Origin of the sequence: Acinetobacter sp. TGL-Y2 (assembly GCF_001612555.1) — a bacterium.
Taxonomy (GTDB): Bacteria; Pseudomonadota; Gammaproteobacteria; order Pseudomonadales; family Moraxellaceae; genus Acinetobacter.
Genome location: NZ_CP015110.1, coordinates 759,239 through 778,866, shown reverse-complemented (window position 1 = coordinate 778,866; position 19,628 = coordinate 759,239). Strand labels below are relative to the sequence as shown.

Below are 19,628 nucleotides of genomic sequence, written 5' to 3'. Positions count from 1 at the left end.
ATGGATTTCAATGATCTGCTCGACATGATGACTACGCATAAGGCATCTGATTTATTTATCAGTGCCGATGTAGAACCATCTATGAAAATTAACGGCGAAATTATAGCTGTAGGCAAAACCAAACTAAATGGTGAAATCATTGCAAAACTGATTCATGCCATTATGAGTGAGAAACAGCGCCAAGAGTTTGCAGAAACCCGTGAGTGTAATTTTGCCATCAGTAACCGTGATCAGAGCACGCGCTTTCGTGTCAGTGCTTTTCAGCAGCGCGAATTACCTGGTATGGTTTTACGTCGTATTGAAACCCAAATTCCAAGTGTTGAGGAATTAAAGCTGCCACCTATACTCAAAGATTTGGCCATGACCAAGCGTGGCATCATCATTTTTGTGGGAGGTACAGGAACAGGTAAATCAACCTCACTGGCGTCTTTAATTGGTTATCGAAATAAAAATTCTAAAGGTCATATTATTACTATTGAAGACCCGATTGAGTTTATTCATCAACACGAAGGTTGCATCATTACCCAGCGTGAAATCGGAATTGATACAGACTCTTTTGAAGTGGCACTGAAAAATACCCTGCGCCAAGCACCTGACGTGATTTTGATTGGTGAGATTCGCTCACGCGAGACCATGGACTATGCCTTGGCTTTTGCTGAAACAGGTCATCTGGTATTTGCCACCTTGCACGCCAACAATGCCAACCAAGCCATTGACCGGATTATTCATTTCTTTGATGCTGACCGACATAACCAGTTGTTTATGGATTTATCTTTAAATCTAAAAGCGATTGTGGCACAGCAACTGATCACCTCTATTGACGGTAAATCACGCCGCGCTGCCATTGAGATTTTAATTAATTCTCCTTTAATTTCAGACTTAATTCGTAAAGGTGAAATTCATGAAATTAAGGAATTAATGAAGCGCTCGCGTGAATTGGGTATGCAAACTTTTGACCAAGCTTTGTTTGATTTATATAAAGCAGGACATATCTCTTATAAAGATGCTTTGAAACATGCAGATTCAGCCAACGATTTACGTTTACAAATCAAATTGTCTGAAGAAGGTACAGAAACTTTAATGAACGCAAGCTCAAAACTCACCTTTGACCGGCAGTAGGAATTTACAATACGGATTAATCTAATTATTGTTGTATAAAAAAAGGAGCTGATTGATAGCTCCTTTTTAGATATTTTGTAAATTATTTTTTACGATAAGCTTCTTGGCATTCAGGCGCATCGCAGTAACCATATAGGTTGAGTGAGTGGCCGGTTAAGATAAAACCCAGTTTTTCCGCAACTTCATGTTGTTCTTGCTCAATGGTATCGTTCGAAAATTCAACAACTTTATTACAACTGTAGCAGACCAAGTGATCGTGATGATCGTCCTGCATGATTTCAAAAACAGAGTGATTATTTTCAAAATGATGACGCTGAATAATGCCAGCCGCCTCAAACTGTGTTAACACACGATATACAGTTGCTAGACCGACATCTTCGCCCTGTTCAAGTAAGGTCTTATAAATGTCTTCAGCACTTAAATGGTGCTGTCTTGAGTTTTCCAACAATTCCAAAATCTTAATTCGTGGAAGGGTAACTTTAAGTCCAGCTTTGCGTAAATCTTGATTTGAAATAGCCATATAAAAAGGTCTCTTAACAAATTTTAAGTTGGAATATGCAACAGAGTTGAGATGCAGTATGATCTATCATTGGATCAAATGCATCATAATTAATTTGGGATAGTGTAGCAAAATGCAAAAAATCATGCTGACGTTATTCGTCGCTTCTTTACTGGGTGGTTGTTCTGTCTTTGGTGTCTATAAAGTTGATATTCCACAAGGAACACCGCTAACCCAAGCCCAAGCATCAAAAATACAAGTCGGGATGACTTATCAACAAGTGCGTTTTTTACTCGGCAGTCCAACGGTTACTGATCCGATGAATCCATTGCGTTGGGATTACCTTTACAACTATATCCCGGGTACTTATGCGAAGAAAGCCAATATTCCAGCCGCTCAAGGTCAACACCTGAAGGTGTATTTCAATGAAACGGGTATTGTGAATAAAATTGAAGGTTTAGAAACCATTCCTGAATCTCAACCGGGCTTGCCTGCTTCAAAAGAAGCAATTCTAAACGCGCCCCCACTATAAAGACTTTAAGTAAAAAGAAAACCCCTCAATGAGGGGTTTTTTATATCAATTCAATTGTTTAAAGCGATTGCTTCGACAGTAGCGACTGGTCGGATTTGCAGCTGCGCGTTTGCGACGAATCTCTTTGGGATTGATGGTCAACGGCCGATAAATCTCGACGCGATCTCCCGGCTGTATCGCATAATCAAGGTCTTGAATCTTACGTCCGAAAATCCCAAAACTCAAAGGCTGTGGCAGCTCAACCCGCTGTTGAATGCCACTTTTTTCAATCGCTGCAGCGATGCTCATGCCTGATTCATAAGTTACTTCAATATGAAATTGCTGTTCAAGCCCAGCATACGCCACCCATACTTTCGCGCTCATTAGATCAACTGTCCAAGATACGACACGATCGCCAATATAATCGATAATGGCAACACGATCCGTACCGCAATACGCCACAGGTTATAGAACACTTCACCGCTGAAATTTAATGCTTTGCGCAAATGACTGATCTTCATGATCCAGCCTACAAAAATGGAATAGATCAAACAAATGATCAAGCCCCACAGCATCAATATTGAATTTAAAACGGCTGTCAGCTGTGGAATCGCCCAAACAAATAATCCTGCAAGAAGCACGATAAATTGAATGAGCAAAACCACATGACGCTGTTTTAATTGCTCTTTTGCCAATTGCAATAACAGTGCTGCTGCAAAAATAGCAGTGATTAAAATCGTATAAGCTGGAATTTGGGCAGAAACGGCAAAATAGCCAAAAGCCGCAACTGCGATGAGCTGTGCAATCCAAATCGGTAAAGTCGCTTTAGATGCCGCATCTTGTTGAGACATCACGCTAAGGCTGGTTTGCCAATACAGCCCTAAACCCAAACCACTTGCCACCAAAGCTAAAATAGTGGCATTGCCCCATTCTTTAAACTCAATCGGCGTCACTTGCCAAGCTTGAACTTGAGTGCCAAACATATTGGATAAAATCAGTGATGTAATCACACCAATAGCGGTGAACAGCACCAATATTTGACGTGATATAAAAGACAAGCCCACCGCAATCACGGCACAAATGACAAACAGAACATTGGTTTGAACAGGCAATTGCGTATAGCTTGACGTTATATTGGCAATATTGCTGAGTAAGCCACCTGCCAAGAATGCAATAAAGACCACAGACAACCAACCGACCAAACGCCATTGCTGCGATGCATCTGCATCACGCGTTAGGCTTGAAAGCGCATTTAATGCTGTTGTTTTTGAACGCTTTGCTAAGGCAATTTCCAAATAAATAATTGGCAAAGCCAAAAAGATCATTGTGCCCATCCACAATAACCAAAAGTCGATTTGTCGATCGAGTTGTAAACCAAGGCTAGGTGCAAGACCTACAATGACCATAAACGATAAACAAAATGCCATGAGCGGCGATAACCATCGTGACATAGCTGTGTCCTGCATGACGTATTCCATGAAAAAGTCTTGTGCTATTTTGCCCTTGTCATCCATGAAAATCAAAGTTTAGACATAAAAAAGCAAACCATCCGCTGAGATGGTTTGCTACGCACTGATGTTACAATATTTTTTGCTTGTTTTTATTCACTAAACTCAAGTTAAAGACAGATTCAAACTTTATGAAAAAAAGCGTGCAAACCAGTTTTTGCCTTTTTTCTTTTCATTTTCGTTAATAATACCCATCATATTGGTTTTCACTGCACCGACATAATCTGCATCATCATGCTGAATATGATTGATGAGCCATTTAGACAACACTTCATTAAGTTCATTTTCAATCGATTGACCCTGTTCAAAACGATCACGATAGGCCTCAATTCGTTTAATAAATAAATCATGAACACGTTTGTGAGGAACGCGATACTTATAACCTGCTTCTTCTTGCAAGCTTTCTTCAAACGTAAAATGCGACTGCGTATAGTCAATAATATTATCTAAAACCTGTTTGATCTGAGCACGATTTGTCCCATCACTCACTTCATCTATTTGATTAATGAAATCTAAAATACGCTTATGTTGATCGTCAATCACATCGATTCCAGTATTGTAATCTGGCACCCATTTCATCTTCATACGATTTCCTTAAAACAATGATTTATAAAACAATGATCAACAAGTTTTAAAGCCATCTTATACAGATCATTTTTAAATAAAAATGAACTAAGTTAGTCGGGATTAATGCTATTTACAAAAAAACAACACAAGTGCATGATATGCATCATAATTTTAAATTAAACCAATCGAAAGACTCAATTATTAATTAACCAATATTTATTTTTATCAATAACTTATAAAGAAGCATTCATTAATTAGACTGCATTCACTGATTAATTATTCTCAATATTGATCTGCCTTGGTGACCCGTTTCAAGCTAGGATCAGCCGCTTCTTTGACTAAACGTTCGACATGCGTCATCGCTTTTTGTATGGGTTTACCGTCTCTAAATAAAATCATCTCACCAGCTTGATACGCAAACCACTCTTCATTGGCGGTCAACGGCTCAGTGGTAATGACAGCCACCCGATCATCTGGAGTAGTGACATCACTAAAATCAACCTCAACATCTAAATCGATTAAGCGTGCAGGTTGAAATGGATACTCGCGTACAATCCAATGCAGTTTCGTGGTGGCATAACTAAACAGCGCTTGACCATTGGACAAGCAAAAATTGAAGGTCCCATGTTCGGCCACCTGTGGAGAAATTTCCTCGAGCACTGAAAAAATATCAGACAGACTCGGTTCAATATAGCCAAATTTAAGCACTAAATGATCAAGTAGATAACAAAATGCTCGCTCACTGTCCGTGTTACCAACCGGGGTGAATTTTCCAGATAAGCGTGGTGCAAAATCATGTAGGTCACCGTTATGCGCAAAAATCCATTGTCTGCCCCACAATTCACGAATAAACGGATGTGAATTTTCTAAGGTAATTTTGCCTTGTGTGGCTTTACGAATATGCGCAATCACGTTACGTGATTTGATCGGATAGTTTCTGACCAGATCTGCAATTGGGGATTCTACAGCAGACTGATTATCCACAAAAAGTCGGCAAGCTTTGTCTTCAAAAAAAGCAATGCCAAATCCATCTGAATGATCAGAGGTGATGCCTGCGCGTTGAGAAAATCCACGAAAAGAAAAGGTAATATCCGTAGGTGTCGCACAATTCATTCCAAGTAGTTGGCACATAATCTTTCATTGGCTTTTAGTTATGAAGATGATTGTGCATCACCGCGTGAATGCTTGCAAATCTGAATAATTGCAATCGAATATGTTTTGATCGATTTCATTCCCTAGCGCATTATTCAAAACAAAATTGATGAGAAATATCAAATATCATTTATGACCGCATTCTTTGGACCATTAAAATTTGCAATCAAAAAAAGCCACGGGATTCAGTGGCTTTCCTTAAAATGGCTTAACTTAGTTTGTATTTTAATGACTTGGTTTTGCACGATTGGTAATTAAAGTTCCCACACCATGATCTGTAAATATTTCAAGTAAGGTCGCATGCGGTACACGCCCATCGACAATGTGTGCACTCACGACACCGCCTTTAACTGCATCGAGCGCACAGCCCACTTTAGGAATCATGCCGCCGTAAATCACGCCCGTTTCAATCAAACGATCGACTTCTTGGGTGCTTAAACCGGTGAGTAGATTTTTATTTTCATCCAGAACGCCCGAAATATTGGTCAACAGAATCAATTTTTCCGCGCCTAAGGCTTCAGCTACTTTACCCGCCACCAAATCAGCATTGATATTGTAAGTATTGCCTTCATCATCTACACCCAGCGGTGCGATGACTGGAATGAAATCACTGTTGCTAAACATTTCCAGTACATCAGTTTTTACACCAATGACTTCCCCCACTAAACCCAAATCAATTTTCTGAACGGTACCATCTGCAGCGACTTTTTCCATCAAAAGTTTTTGTGCCCGCAGTAAATTACCGTCTTTACCAGTCAAACCGATGGCACGACCGCCATGTTGATTGATCAGGTTGACGATGGATTTGTTCACGCTACCGCCCAACACCATTTCCACCACTTCCATAGTCGCAGGATCGGTCACACGCATGCCGTCAATGCGCTCTGATTCGCGCCCTAACTGCTTTAAGAAAGAATCTACCTGTGGACCACCACCATGCACCACAATCGGATTTAAACCGACTGTCTTAAGTAAAACAATGTCACGTGCAAATGAACTTTCCAATGCGGGATCGGTCATGGCATTTCCGCCATACTTCACCACCAATGTTTTTCCAGTAAAGCGTTGGATATAGGGTAAAGCTTCGGTCAGAATTTGAGCTTTATCGATGCCAGTTTGTTGTTGTGGCATTCGCCTCTCCTCTTGTATATACCTAAAGATTAATGTGCATTTAACATGTCTTGTGCGATTCTTGGATATTGATCACTTAACATCGCAGCAAATTTTTCACGAATCTGCTTCAAACTCGCAGCACTTTCAGCATCAAAGCGCACTGTGAAGTATTCGCCCGTATTGGATGCTCGCATGATGCCAAATCCATCCTGAAAATCAAGCCGAATTCCATCTATTTTACTCACACAAGCACCCAAACCTAAACTCCGCTCTTCAACAAGCTTGAGTACTTCAATGGGATCGGTGTGATCAGTACTAATATAAGTGTCTTCTGTGCCAAAACGATCTGGATACTGCGCAAGGAGTGCGGACAAGCTGGTCTCTGGATGTTGACTTAAATATTCCATCACGCGTAAGGCAGCATAGAGTCCATCATCATAGCCAAAGCCACGACCATCATTAAAGACATAATGCCCTGCATACTCGCCACCGAACACTGCTTTACCTTGGGTCTGAGACAAATATCGGCGCATAAAACTACTGCCGGTGCGGATCATTTTAGGTTGTCCACCCCATTGCTCGACGGTATTTTTCACCATACTTGAGCATTTCACATCAAAAACCACTTCATGAGCTGGATGTGAGGTCAAACATAGCTGTGCGAACAGTGACAATAAACGATCTGCTGAAATAATATGGGCGTTTTCATCCAATAAAACTACACGATCGCCATCCCCATCTAAGGCAATACCCAAATCTGCTTGATGTAAGCGGATTTTGTCTTGTGCTTGAGTTAAATGAATCGCAAGCGAAGGATCAGGTGCATGATCTGGAAAATTTCCATCTGCCTGACAGCGAATTGAGATCACTTCACAGCCCATTTTTTGTAAAACCAAATCTGCACAGCGTCCTGCTGAACCATGCAGGCCATCAACAACAATTTTTAAAGGACGTTTCAGCTGAATATCACTCAGCAAAACATTTTGATATTTTAAACAATATTCAGCTTTGATCTCATGCGCAAGAGTGAGACTTTCAATATTGTTTTGCTTTTGATAAAAAAATCGCTCAGCCGTTTCACCCACCTGTTGGATCATCTCGGGAGATGGCGGTTCAGATTGAATAATCCATTTCACCCCATTGTCTTCTTTGGGATTATGACTGGCAGTGACAATAATACCATTGCCTTGAGTTTCACGCGCCGCGAAATACATTTGTGGAGTCGAACAACAGCCTAAATCGATGACCGCAATACCGTATTTTTCTAATTGCTGCGTTAAAATTTTGGCATAACTAGGACTGGTCAAGCGCGCGTCGTAGCCCATGACCACTTGCGTTTGACCGTGCTTGAGAAACTGCTCAGCTAAACCAAGCCCAATCGCGCTGATCACCTGAGCATCCAATACGCTAATTTTCCCTCGAATATCGTATGCGCGGAAAATTTGACGTGGAAATAATTGATGTTTTGTATTCATACACACAACGACATGCTGACTGATCTAATTTTTTATTCTGAGTGGGCGCTTTGACACAAGCCTGAGGCCCAATTAGATTGCACAGAATTACTTAGAACTAAAGCGCTACTATAGCGATATTGTTACATATTTATTTATATATTTTTTGTTGTCTATTTATATTAAATTAATTAAAAGCCTGATTAATCAGGCTTTTAACTTAAAAATTAGTTTTTACCCGTATGACCAAAACCGCCTGCACCGCGCTCGGTTGCTTCAAATTCATTCACCAAATCAAATTCAGCTTGAATCACAGGCACCAACACGTACTGCGCAAGACGCTCACCTGGCTCTAAACGAAAAGCAGTTTGGCTACGGTTCCACACAGATACCATCAGCTCACCTTGGTAATCTGAATCGATTAAACCCACCAAGTTACCCAATACGATACCGTGTTTATGACCCAGACCAGAACGTGGCAAAATTAGACCTGCAAACTGCGGGTCTTCAATATAAATGGCCATACCTGTTTTAACCAAAACAGTTTGACCTGGCTCAATTTGAATCGCTTCATCGACACATGCGCGTAAATCTAAACCTGCTGAACCCGTGGTCGCGTATGTCGGGAGTGGCCACTCTTGACCCAAACGCGGGTCTAAAACTTTAACTTGAACTTTCATCATCTATCCTGTGCTTTTCACTCTATTAACGTTTCAATAATGCTTTTAAATTTTGAAGATATTGCTGTGCCTGAACTTTCGGATCAACATGTTCGGACAACTTCTTCTTACGTCCCAGCCAATCGACCTCATCTTGTGGCAACTCATCTAAGAAGCGACTTGGGGTCATTTGCTTCATTTGACCGCCATTTTTTCGCTGTTCTGCCAAAGTCAAAGTTAGCGCTTGCTTGGCACGGGTAATCCCCACATACATTAAACGGCGCTCTTCTTCGACCGTTTCGGCGGCAATCGAGTTTTTATGTGGCAGTAATTCTTCCTCCAAACCCATGATATACACGAAAGGAAATTCCAAACCTTTTGATGCATGTAGCGTCAGTAAGTTGACTTTATCCGTGTCTTCATCTTCTTGCTGCTGCTCAAGCATATCGAGGAGCACCATTTTACGAATCACGCTTTCAATGTTTTTGTCATCGACATCTTCAGCGCGATTAATCAGACTTTGAATACTGCTGTATAAGGTTTCAATATTATCGAGTTTGGTTTTCTCTTGCGCAGGTGTTGCCGCACTTTCCTTAATGTAGTCGATATAGCCTGCTTCAAACATCATCTGACGGATTTTTGGCACAGGCTCATCGTCATCTAAAAGTTCACGGGTAAAGTTCTGAATAAACTCTGCAAATTCTGCCAATTGCGATGTGGCTTTCTTCGGCATGACCATAGTTAAGCGCTGATCACTGGCGGCAGCCAAAAGTGACAGGTTATTTTCCTGTGCAAAGAGTCCGAGTTTTTCTAAAGTCACAGGGCCAATCGCACGTTTCGGTGTATTGATAATACGTAGGAATGCACTGTCATCTTCAGGATTAATAATGACCCTTAAATAGCTCATTAAATCTTTAATTTCAGCACGACCAAAGAAAGACTGACCACCCGATAATTTATATGGGATTTGCATCTGACGAAGCTGAGTTTCCAAAACGCGCGCTTGGAAGTTACCGCGATAAAGCACAGCATAATCTTTCCAGCTTTTACCATTCATCAGCTTATGCGTCAGCAAATCCTTAACTACACGTTCAGATTCATCGTCATCATTACGACAGGTAATAATCCGAATGACATCCCCATGACCTTTGTCACTCCACAATTTTTTAACAAAAATATGTGGGTTATTTTCAATCACGTGGTTGGCCGCTTTTAAAATACGACTGGTCGAACGGTAGTTCTGCTCTAGTTTAATCACTTTAAGATTATGAAAATCCTCTTTGAGCAGTGCCATGTTTTCAGGCTTGGCTCCGCGCCATGCATAGATGGACTGATCATCATCCCCTACAGCGGTGAACTGTCCCATCACGCCGACTAACAGCTTCACCAAGATATATTGGGCAGTGTTGGTGTCTTGATATTCATCCACCAGTAAATAACGAACACGGTTCTGCCATTTGTCACGAACTTCAGCATTGTCTTGTAAAAGACGAGTCGGCATCACGATCAAATCATCGAAATCAACCGCATTGTAAGCACGTAAATTACGCTCATACAATTGATACAAATGCGCAAATTGCACGTCTTCTTGCGTTTCACAAGTGGTGTGCGCTTGCTCTGGCAAAATCAGATCGTTTTTCCAATCTGAAATCATCTTCATGGCTTTGGCAATCAGTTCTTTACTTTCGGCGCCCGATAAATTGTCACGATGCATCAAGTCCATCAAAATGCGTTTACAGTCATCGGCATCTAAAATCGAGAAGTTATTTTTAAGTGGCGTATGTTTAAGCTCAAGACGCAGTAAGTTCAAACCAAAGGTATGGAAAGTCGATACAGATAAGCCTTTACCATCTTCTTTACCGAGCAGCTTACTGACACGCTCTTTCATTTCACGTGCGGCTTTATTGGTAAACGTCATCGCGGTAATACGATGTGCAGGAATACCACACTGCTTGACCAAGTACGCAATCTTTTGGGTAATCACGGAGGTTTTACCCGAACCTGCCCCAGCAAGTACTAACAAGGGTCCTTGAGTGTATTTCATTGCTTCAAGTTGCTTGTCGTTCAAATGACTTGCAGATGACATAGTGTATCCTCTCTTCTTTCAGCGCTCGATTATAGTCATCTGGGCTGATCTTGACTAACCTTTTAAATAAAATTCTCAATGCTGAACATAAACAGTCAGATATAAAAAAACCACCCGAAGGTGGTTTTTTGCTTTCAAACGAAATTAGTTGGTTTGATACACGGTGATTTCTACACGACGGTTTTGTTCACGACCCGCAGCTGAACCATTGTCAGCGATTGGAGAAGTTGAACCATAACCACGCGCAGTCATACGCGAGCTTGAAATACCTTGAGAAGATAAGTAGCCAAGTACTGAACTTGCACGGTTTTGCGACAATGGGTTGTTAATGGCATCAGAACCTGTGTTGTCTGTATGACCATGGATCACCAGTGCCAACTTCGCAGAAGTACCATCTTCACGTAAAACTTTAGCAACATCGTTCAATGCAGATTGGAAACGTGGCTGAATCGTTGCAGAATTGGTCGCGAAGGTTACGCTTGGCATCACCATGTTGATCGAACCATCTGGATTACGATTAACGTCAACACCAGTACCCGCCAATTCTTCACGAAGACGTTTTTCTTTACGGTCAAGTAATGCACCTGCACCTGCGCCGACTACAGCACCAATGGCAGCAGCTTGTCCCATTTTGTCTTTATCGGCATTCGAATACGCAATACCAGCACCCAACAAAGCACCAAGACCAGTACCGATAGCAGCTTTATCATATTCCATGTTTTGGCAACCAGTGAGTGCCAAAGCCCCTACAACAGTTGAAATTACTAGTGCACGCATGATGTGCCTCCTAATTGTGATTTTTGTATAAGAAGATAATGATTGAGCAGAAGAACTATAACCATTATGATTAGGTTAATGATAAAGATTTTATTAATCTTATGTAATATTTAGTTTTTATCTTTTGTAAATTCTTCCACATAATTTATTCATACTGTCAATTTACGCCTTTTTAAAAAGCGATTCTGCCCTTATAGTTGGTTTAATCTTCATTCAGTGAAATTGACCAAGATTTAGGACTGCGCAATGGCAATACAAAAACAACCTATTTTAAAAAAAATATTAAAAGGTTTAGCGGTCACATCAGTGATCACGGGCAGTACTTTCTTTCATGGTCCTCCTGTATTGGCCTTGGGTTTAACCAAACTGATCAAGCAATCACGTAAAGTAGATAAAGCCAACATCAACATCACCAACAGTTGGCTCGGTGTTAACAATTCGCTAATTGATCACATTTTACCCCAGTTAAAATGGCATATCACGATTGATGATCATTTGGATTTAAATATGCAAGGGCGTTACTTAATGACCTGTAATCATCAAAGTTGGGTTGATACCACAGTGACCCAATATTTTGGACTAACTCGTATGCCCCTCACCCGTTTTTTTACCAAATGGGAGCTGATCTTCATCCCCTTTGTAGGTCAAGCCTTTAAAATCTTGGGTTTTCCGATGATGAAGCGCCATACCAAAGCACAAATTGCTAAAAATCCTGAGCTGAAATATAGAGATTTGGAAGAAGCACGTAAGTCTTGCCAGCAGCTGTTGAGTCAACCGTTTACCCTGCTTAATTATCTAGAAGGCACACGTTTTAGCCCAGAAAAACATGCCCAGCAACAATCACCTTATCAGAATTTGCTCAAAGCCAAAGCAGGTGGTTTAGCGTTGGCCTTAAATATTTTGGAAAATGAAATAGATGCCTTGGTCGACATGACCATTGTTTATCCTGAAGGTGTGCCAGATTATGGTGATTTCTGGTTAGGCGATGTTTCGCAGATCGCGGTGGATTTACGTAAAATTGAAATACCCGATTGGGTGCGTGGTGGAAATTACGAAGATGATGCAGAATACCGTAGCCGCTTTCAGCACTGGGTAGATACCCTTTGGACTGAAAAAGACCAATTAATTACACAGTTAAAACAACAACTGCAAAGCCAGCCTGTAAATTAAAATAATCAATAGAATGTACAGCTTATGACAGAACAGATCGAAACACCACGGAAAAGTTTCCGCCCGATTAATCACGACACTTTGGCGTGGAAACTTTTTTTAGTCTATGACATTTTTATGATGGCGATTATTGTCATCAATCTATTTTGTCTGTCTGCAAATGCACTGCTGCTCAGCAATTTTGGGGCGTGGCTCTTTGATCTGATTCAGATGCCGCAACTATTGGCCTTTTATAAATCGGACTTACACCCTTGGGTGGTCAAAACTGAAAGCTGGTTCATTACCTTTTTGATTGTAGAATTGGCAGTACGCTGGTTTATTGCGATTATTCACAAGCACCATCAGCGCTGGTTTTTCTTTCCGTTTATTCACTGGTATGAAGTGCTTGCAATTATTCCGTATCTGCGTTTTTTACGTCTCATTCGCGCCGGAATTATTGCCTATAGACTGCAAGAATTGGGTCACAAAGTCATTCCCCAGCGTTGGGTCAAGCGTGGTTATTTTTATTACAGCGTAGTGATGGAAGAACTGTCAGATCGCGTGGTGATTACGGTGATCGATAGCATCAAAAAGGAACTGGATACCAGTTCAACCCACAAAAAAATCATTCATGACTTGGTGAACCATCACCGTGAGATGTTTGCCACTACAGTGGCACAGGTACTGCAAGAAACGCTGGCGAAAGAACTCAAAACTCAGCAGCAGACGATTTCAGATGGTGTGGGACAGGTGGTGATTAAAGCCATTGAAGACACACCCGAGCTTACTCAACTGTTGAGACTGATTCCAATTGTGGGCGGTCGTATTGAACAACAGATTCATTCGATTGGGCAACGTTTGGGAGAAAATATTACCCAAGGTTTAATTGATCCTTTTGTGGCTGGAACACCCGAAAAACCTAATCCGCAATTTGTACTGATTTCTAATCAATTAAGTCAGTTGAACATTGAAAATGCAGCTTTAGAGCAGTTGGTTGAATCTGTGGTCTATGAAAGTTTAGACTCACTTCGACGTCAAGTCGCTGTAAAACAATGGCAACTCGAGTTAGAAAAAAATGATCCACCTAAAGAATAGTCAATTCATTGAAATTATTTGTATCTTCGCTAGTGAAATCAATCAATTTGCTCTAGCATTTGCAACATTCACAAGATTTAACTTCGATCTCAAAATACGAAGCATTTAAGGAAGAAATATGGCTGATATTCGGATTACGGGCAGAATGGTTAATTTTACCCGATTAACCTTTGACACCAATGATCATACTGCTATCCGCCAACAACTGAGTGCCATGATGAATGAAACCTCTTATCAAGGGGCTTTGGTCATTTTGGACAGTACCGTCGAACAAGAATTGATTGCACTTATTCAACTCTTGGTCAGTTTAGACTTACAACCTATGGCTGTGGTGGATGGATTACTCGGCGATGAAGCTCGTCTCATTCAATTCCCCATTTTAGCTGCAGATCGACCTTTACAGCGAATTAAAGCCTCACAAGAACAAGTGGTGGAAACGCAGATTGAAGCAGCCCATCCAGTTCAAGCTGAAAGCGCTGCTGAAAAACCTTTGAAGAAAATTGCACATATCACCTCATATCACAATGAAATCTTGCGCACCGGTCAATGCTTGGTGCAAGACCATGGCGACATCATTTTAAACGCAGGTATTAACAGCGGTTCCGAAGTGATTGCTTCAGGAAATATACATATTTATGGTAGTGTGCGTGGTAGAGTGATCGCCGGCGCTGGCGCTAATTATGCAGCCCGAATTTTCTGTCATTCTTTAGAAGCAGAATTGGTATCTATTGCAGGGACTTATTGCGTTGCTGATGATATTCCTCAGCATGTAACCAAAAAGCCCGTGCATATTTATTTGAATGACCAACAAGAGCTGGTATTTGAAGCTCTAGAATTTTAATGTATAAATAAACACCTAAGAGCCCCATTTTAGTAAGGGGACAACCATAACAGGAGTGGAATCGGTGGCGAAAATTGTTGTCGTAACATCAGGTAAAGGTGGCGTAGGTAAAACAACTACGAGTGCATCTTTTGCAACAGGTCTAGCCCTACGTGGCCACAAAACTGTTGTTATTGATTTTGACGTAGGCTTACGTAATCTTGACCTGATCATGGGTTGTGAACGTCGTGTTGTCTATGATTTTGTCAATGTATTGAACAACGAAGCACGCTTACAACAAGCATTGATTCGTGATAAAGAAATTGAAAATCTTTATATTTTACCCGCTTCACAGACCCGTGATAAAGATGCGCTGACCGATGAAGGCGTGGCACGTGTTATGGATGAGTTGTCTTTAGAATTTGATTACATTATCTGTGACTCACCTGCAGGTATTGAACGTGGTGCAATTCTTGCCATGTATCATGCAGACGAAGCAATCATTGTGACCAACCCTGAAATTTCATCTGTACGCGATTCAGATCGTATTATTGGTATGCTCGACAGCAAAACCAAGAAAGTTGAAAATAATGAAGGTCGTATCCGCAAACACTTGTGTATCACACGTTTTAACCCTGAACGTGCAGATAAACAAGAGATGCTGACCATTGATGATATTTCAAAAGATATTCTACGTGTTCCAACACTGGGCGTGATTCCAGAGTGCGAAATTGTCCTTCAAGCATCAAACGAAGGTAAACCTGTTATTCTTTATCAAGAGACAGAAGCAGGTCAAGCGTATGACGACCTTGTAGCTCGTTTCTTGGGTGAAGAACGACCTTACCGTCACATCACGGTAAAACCTAAGGGTTGGTTAGCACGACTATTTGGAGCGTAAATCATGGCAGGATTTTGGAGTAAACTTTTCAGCAATGACGAAAAACAACCCAGTGCACAAACTGCAAAGGATCGTTTAAAAGTTATCGTAGCGTCTGAAAATGGCTTAGGCAAACGTTTAAGCCAAGATAAGATTGATCAAATGAAAAAAGAAATCATGCAAGTGGTCAATCGCTATGTTCGTGGTGTGGATGAACAACATATTCAAATGTCGGTTCGTTCTGAAGCAAATATCGAAATGTTAGAAATGAATATCAATTTGCCTGAAGAACGTTAATCTGATTATTGATTAGTCAAGCAATTTGAATCAAGGCAAAATATGAGCCACAACAAAGCACTGCTTTGTTGTGGCGCAAGACGAGAAACTTTGTTTCGAGTGGGCTATCAAAAGCACTGCTTCGCCCAGTCGCAAGACGAGAAACTTTGTTTCGAGTTTTCAAAAGCAACGCTTCGCCCAGTCGCAAGATGAGAAGCTATGCTTCGTAGACTGGATCAGAAAACTTAAAGCATTGCTTTAAGGCTTTGCCAGTTACAAGGCAAAAAGCCAAGCTTCCAATTGGCAGAATTTAATAAAATATTCTGCCTCTTATTTTTACAAATTTTGCCTTTTTTCAGCATAACCTAGGAGATTGCGATGGCATTATCTCAGCCAGCCACATTCAATGAAGAATGGTCAGACGAGCGCGTATTTGCCTATTTAACTCAGCTGCCTCCTGAAGGTGTGAATGCTGACTTTCATGTGCTCTATCATGCATTCAAGCACATGCGCCCTTTTGACTATCAGCGCTTACTTACGCAATTTGTTGCAGAGGGTCGTGATATCCATGCAACCAATCCTGAAGGCCAGCGCATTCATGATGTGATCGCAACATTTCCACGTCAAAAAGAAGGCTTTTTAGAGGTTTTGGCGCAGTTTGCTTAAATCCTCAATGCCGATTTTTACACATAAAAAAACCTGCTGATGCAGGTTTTTTTATGTGTTGAATTGACATACCGAGATCAGCTTAAACCAAGATTTCTCGTTTACCATTGGCACCCATTGAACTCACAATACCATTTTCTTCCATCTGGTCAATAATCCGTGCTGCACGGTTATAACCCAAACTAAATTTTCGCTGTAGCGATGATGTAGATGCTTTACGGGTTTCCAAGACAAAAGATACGCACTGATCATATAGAGCATCACGATCTGAACTGCCATCGCCATCTTCAAAACCACGAGACGTCGGTTCTTCATCATAAGGCGTTAAAATTTCATCCACATAGTTCGGCGCTGCACGTTCACGCCAAGCATCACAAATACGGTTTACTTCATCATCTGAAATAAAAGCACCGTGCACGCGTTCTGGTTCAATTTTACCCGGCCCCAAGAACAACATGTCACCATGACCTAGCAAGTCTTCTGCGCCACCTGCATCTAAAATGGTTCTTGAGTCAATTTTAGAGTTCACACGTAAAGCCACACGGGTTGGAATATTGGCTTTGATCAAGCCGGTAATCACATCCACCGAAGGTCGCTGTGTGGCAAGGAGTAAGTGAATACCGGCTGCACGTGATTTCTGTGCCAAACGGGTAATCATTTCTTCAGCCTTTTTACCGACCTGCATGATCATGTCTGCAAATTCGTCCGCAACAATCACAATCGATGGTAAAGGTTCTAAACGAGGCGCGCGCTCACCCACAACCGAGTCACTGGCCTTCCATGTCGGGTCAATGAGGTCCTCACCATTGGCAATGGCTTCTTCAACCTTGCGGTTGTAGTCTGACAATTTTCGAATTTTAAGGAATGACATCAGTTTATAACGACGTTCCATTTCATTGACACACCAGTTCAATGCGTTGACCGCATCTTTCATGTCTGTCACAACAGGCGTCAGCAAATGCGGAATATCATTATAGTTGGCAAGTTCTAACTGCTTCGGATCGATTAGAATCAAACGCAATTGTTTTGGCGTGTATTTTAATAACATCGACAAAATCATGGCATTCACCGCAACCGATTTACCCGAACCTGTTGTACCCGCCACCAACATATGTGGTGCTTTACCCAAGTCAGTCAGGACTGGATTACCTGAAATATCTTTACCCATCGCCATAGAAATCGAGCTGTTCGGATCTCGATACACTGGTGTTTCAAGCAGTTCAATCAGACGCACCATTTCACGGGTACTGTTAGGCACCTCGATTCCAATATATGGTTTACCCGGAATGACTTCGACCACACGTACTGAAGCCATCGACATTGAACGTGCCAAGTCACGCGAAATATTGGTGACTTTGGAAGCTTTTACCCCAGGAGCAAGATCCAGTTCAAAACGGGTGACCACAGGACCTGGCTGTGCCTCAATGACTTTGGCTTTGACATTAAATTCTTGCAGCTTAATTTCCAACAGTTCAGATAAACGTGCCAACTGCTCTGGGGTGAAGTTGACCTTTTTATTGGGATCGACTTTATCCAGAATTTCAAGTCCAGGTAATGTTGGTAGATCTTTACGTCGCTGCGCCACTTGCATCGCCAATGACATTGGTCGACCAAATGCATCGGTTAATGGCGCGTCCATATCAAAATCATCGATAGGTTTTTCATCAACCTCAGGCACACCGACCGTTTCTTGCCATGCATCTCTAAATGCAGTCTTGTCCGCCGCAATCCGCTGTTTTTCTTCTTCCGATACGATACTGGTCGGCTTAAATTGTGTTTGAATTTCAGCTCTTACCAAAGGCGTTGATTGCGCATAGCTCGAAGTGGTTCGAGGTGGCGTCGCTTGCTGAGGCTGAGTTTCTTGCTGCTGTTGCTTTAACGCCGTATCTGAATGCTGAGACATGTAATTCTGATCAGACTGATCCACCAATGAAGCCAGATCATCCAATTCCGATGCTAAATTTTCAGCACGGCGCAGTGCCCTATGGGTCGGATCGATGTGTGCAGCAACCGCCCCAGAAGCGATAGCCGCAGTGGGCATTAGATCCACTCCAGTCGAATTGACTTCATCCGTATCAGGCGCTGTGTTAAACGGTGAATGCATCCCATTTTCGCGCTGATTGTCAGGTACCACGGCCAATAATTCATCAAAAACCTGATCATCATTCCAATCTAAGTCTGATTTTGAAGACTGCACCGATTCCTGTGCAAATGAACGCTGAGGGCGTGCCTGATCCATCAAGTGCGATTGGGTAGCAGGCTGTAAATCATCTTCAGCCGCTCGAAGCAGCTCATCAATTTCACGCTTGTGATTATCATCTGGATGTAATGCTTTCCACACTTCGCCCGTTGGCACAACGCGTAGATTTTCTTGCTCCAAACGATGTGCTTTTTCTAAGGTACGCTCAAACTCTAACTCATCTTCAGCATCAAATTGCTGTGCAGCCTCTTTACCGACCATGTCTTGAAATAAGCGTTCAGCCATGATTTCAGCGCGCTTGTCTTTTGTCGTAGCTGCTTGAGCCGTTTCATCCAGTTCAAGAATGTGATTCAACTCATCATCATTTTGTTTTGCATTATTTTGAGTAGCTTGCGATTGAGCATTTTGTACTTTGGGCGTCTGCGCAGACGGACTAGTCAAGTCATACGCAGATTCGCTTTCAGGCACATTTTTATAAAACAAATCTTGTAAATACGCAGGCGTAGCTTGTAAGGTCGCCCAAGTTTTATTCCATTGAATACCAAAGGCTAAAGTGAACAGGACACCAGTTAAAAGTAGCAAAAAGAATACTGCGCCATAAATCGTCAACAAGTGCGATAAGCTTGCACCCAACTCATAACCAATAATACCGCCAGAGGCATTGGTTAAGGTATCTGCAGGCACCGTCCACAACAAATAGTTGAGACTTGCAATACTGAGCAAAATAAAAAATTGTGCCGCATAACGAAATGGACGACTGACAAAACTACGTGGCCACCAAACCTGAATCGCCTCAACAAAGAGAAAAATAGGAATCAGCAAACTTGCCCAGCCTAGAAAGCCAAACATTAAGTCAGCAATCCATGCACCGGCCACACCACTGGCATTTGAAACGTGTTGTGTATCACTTGAAATATGCATCCAACCTGGATCAAATGGCGTATAAGTCACTGTTGCTAAGAACAGGTAAATACCAAATGAGATTAAGAAGAATGTTAAAACTAAGCGCTGTGCATAAACACTTGACACCGCAGTCATATACTGTCCTGTAAACAATTATTCATTAATGTTCTAATGTTGAAATATAACAATTTCTTCAA

General features: G+C 41.6%; 19 protein-coding genes. 8 read left to right on the top strand and 11 right to left on the bottom strand.

From position 1 onward, the window contains the following. Entirely contained in the window at positions 1-1,119 is a 1,119-nt protein-coding gene (locus tag AMD27_RS03660; protein WP_067656493.1) for a PilT/PilU family type 4a pilus ATPase, read from the top strand. Positions 1,120-1,201: 82 nt separating this feature from the next. On the opposite strand, the gene fur is transcribed toward AMD27_RS03660, so the two are convergent. Continuing rightward, positions 1,202-1,639: a ferric iron uptake transcriptional regulator gene (fur, locus tag AMD27_RS03655; protein WP_067656488.1), complete on the bottom strand. Its 438-nt coding sequence runs from the start codon at positions 1,637-1,639 to the stop codon at positions 1,202-1,204. A 112-nt stretch (positions 1,640-1,751) separates the two neighbouring features. Here fur and AMD27_RS03650 point away from each other — a divergent pair, with 112 nt between their 5' ends. Beyond that, positions 1,752-2,150 (top strand): outer membrane protein assembly factor BamE, encoded by a 399-nt coding sequence (locus tag AMD27_RS03650; protein ID WP_067656486.1) that lies wholly within the window; start codon positions 1,752-1,754, stop codon positions 2,148-2,150. Positions 2,151-2,195: 45 nt separating this feature from the next. On the opposite strand, the gene AMD27_RS03645 is transcribed toward AMD27_RS03650, so the two are convergent. From AMD27_RS03645 to AMD27_RS03605, 9 genes are all read right to left on the bottom strand, one after another. Then, positions 2,196-2,513, bottom strand: a complete 318-nt coding sequence (locus tag AMD27_RS03645) for an RnfH family protein (RefSeq protein WP_067656484.1) — start codon at positions 2,511-2,513, stop codon at positions 2,196-2,198. Beyond that, a complete protein-coding gene (locus AMD27_RS03640) occupies positions 2,513-3,595 on the bottom strand; it encodes a hypothetical protein (RefSeq protein WP_212846457.1) in 1,083 nt (360 codons plus the stop codon). The genes AMD27_RS03645 and AMD27_RS03640 overlap by 1 nt, the downstream gene beginning before the upstream one ends. A gap of 171 nt (positions 3,596-3,766) precedes the next feature. Next, positions 3,767-4,222, bottom strand: coding sequence for a bacteriohemerythrin (locus AMD27_RS03635; protein ID WP_067656481.1), 456 nt, complete (start codon positions 4,220-4,222; stop codon positions 3,767-3,769). 264 nt (positions 4,223-4,486) lie between these two features. Then, positions 4,487-5,335: a class II glutamine amidotransferase gene (locus AMD27_RS03630; RefSeq protein WP_067656476.1), complete on the bottom strand. Its 849-nt coding sequence runs from the start codon at positions 5,333-5,335 to the stop codon at positions 4,487-4,489. A 246-nt stretch (positions 5,336-5,581) separates the two neighbouring features. After that, positions 5,582-6,487, bottom strand: a complete 906-nt coding sequence (gene argB, locus AMD27_RS03625) for an acetylglutamate kinase (protein WP_067656474.1) — start codon at positions 6,485-6,487, stop codon at positions 5,582-5,584. Between the two features lie 29 nt (positions 6,488-6,516). Then, on the bottom strand, positions 6,517-7,944 hold the full coding sequence (locus tag AMD27_RS03620; RefSeq protein ID WP_067656471.1) for a phosphomannomutase/phosphoglucomutase: 1,428 nt from the start codon (positions 7,942-7,944) through the stop codon (positions 6,517-6,519). Between the two features lie 206 nt (positions 7,945-8,150). Continuing rightward, entirely contained in the window at positions 8,151-8,603 is a 453-nt protein-coding gene (gene dut, locus AMD27_RS03615) for a dUTP diphosphatase (protein WP_067656468.1), read from the bottom strand. 25 nt (positions 8,604-8,628) lie between these two features. Then, positions 8,629-10,668, bottom strand: coding sequence for a UvrD-helicase domain-containing protein (locus tag AMD27_RS03610; RefSeq protein WP_067656467.1), 2,040 nt, complete (start codon positions 10,666-10,668; stop codon positions 8,629-8,631). A 144-nt stretch (positions 10,669-10,812) separates the two neighbouring features. Next, positions 10,813-11,445, bottom strand: coding sequence for an OmpA family protein (locus AMD27_RS03605; protein ID WP_067656465.1), 633 nt, complete (start codon positions 11,443-11,445; stop codon positions 10,813-10,815). Between the two features lie 246 nt (positions 11,446-11,691). Here AMD27_RS03605 and AMD27_RS03600 point away from each other — a divergent pair, with 246 nt between their 5' ends. From AMD27_RS03600 to AMD27_RS03575, 6 genes are all read left to right on the top strand, one after another. Then, positions 11,692-12,615: an acyltransferase gene (locus AMD27_RS03600; protein ID WP_067656462.1), complete on the top strand. Its 924-nt coding sequence runs from the start codon at positions 11,692-11,694 to the stop codon at positions 12,613-12,615. Positions 12,616-12,639: 24 nt separating this feature from the next. Then, the gene (locus AMD27_RS03595) at positions 12,640-13,689 is read left to right on the top strand and encodes a hypothetical protein (protein ID WP_067656459.1); all 1,050 of its coding nucleotides are present in this window, start codon (positions 12,640-12,642) and stop codon (positions 13,687-13,689) included. Positions 13,690-13,807: 118 nt separating this feature from the next. Further along, positions 13,808-14,530 (top strand): septum site-determining protein MinC, encoded by a 723-nt coding sequence (gene minC / locus AMD27_RS03590; protein ID WP_067656458.1) that lies wholly within the window; start codon positions 13,808-13,810, stop codon positions 14,528-14,530. Between the two features lie 64 nt (positions 14,531-14,594). Beyond that, the gene (gene minD / locus AMD27_RS03585; protein WP_067656453.1) at positions 14,595-15,407 is read left to right on the top strand and encodes a septum site-determining protein MinD; all 813 of its coding nucleotides are present in this window, start codon (positions 14,595-14,597) and stop codon (positions 15,405-15,407) included. 3 nt (positions 15,408-15,410) lie between these two features. Further along, a complete protein-coding gene (gene minE, locus AMD27_RS03580; RefSeq protein WP_067656450.1) occupies positions 15,411-15,683 on the top strand; it encodes a cell division topological specificity factor MinE in 273 nt (90 codons plus the stop codon). A 357-nt stretch (positions 15,684-16,040) separates the two neighbouring features. Beyond that, complete coding sequence (locus AMD27_RS03575; protein WP_067656447.1) at positions 16,041-16,328, top strand: PA4642 family protein; 288 nt, start codon at positions 16,041-16,043, stop codon at positions 16,326-16,328. A gap of 82 nt (positions 16,329-16,410) precedes the next feature. On the opposite strand, the gene AMD27_RS03570 is transcribed toward AMD27_RS03575, so the two are convergent. Beyond that, the gene (locus AMD27_RS03570; RefSeq protein ID WP_067656441.1) at positions 16,411-19,566 is read right to left on the bottom strand and encodes a DNA translocase FtsK; all 3,156 of its coding nucleotides are present in this window, start codon (positions 19,564-19,566) and stop codon (positions 16,411-16,413) included. Between the last annotated feature and the right edge of the window lie 62 nt (positions 19,567-19,628).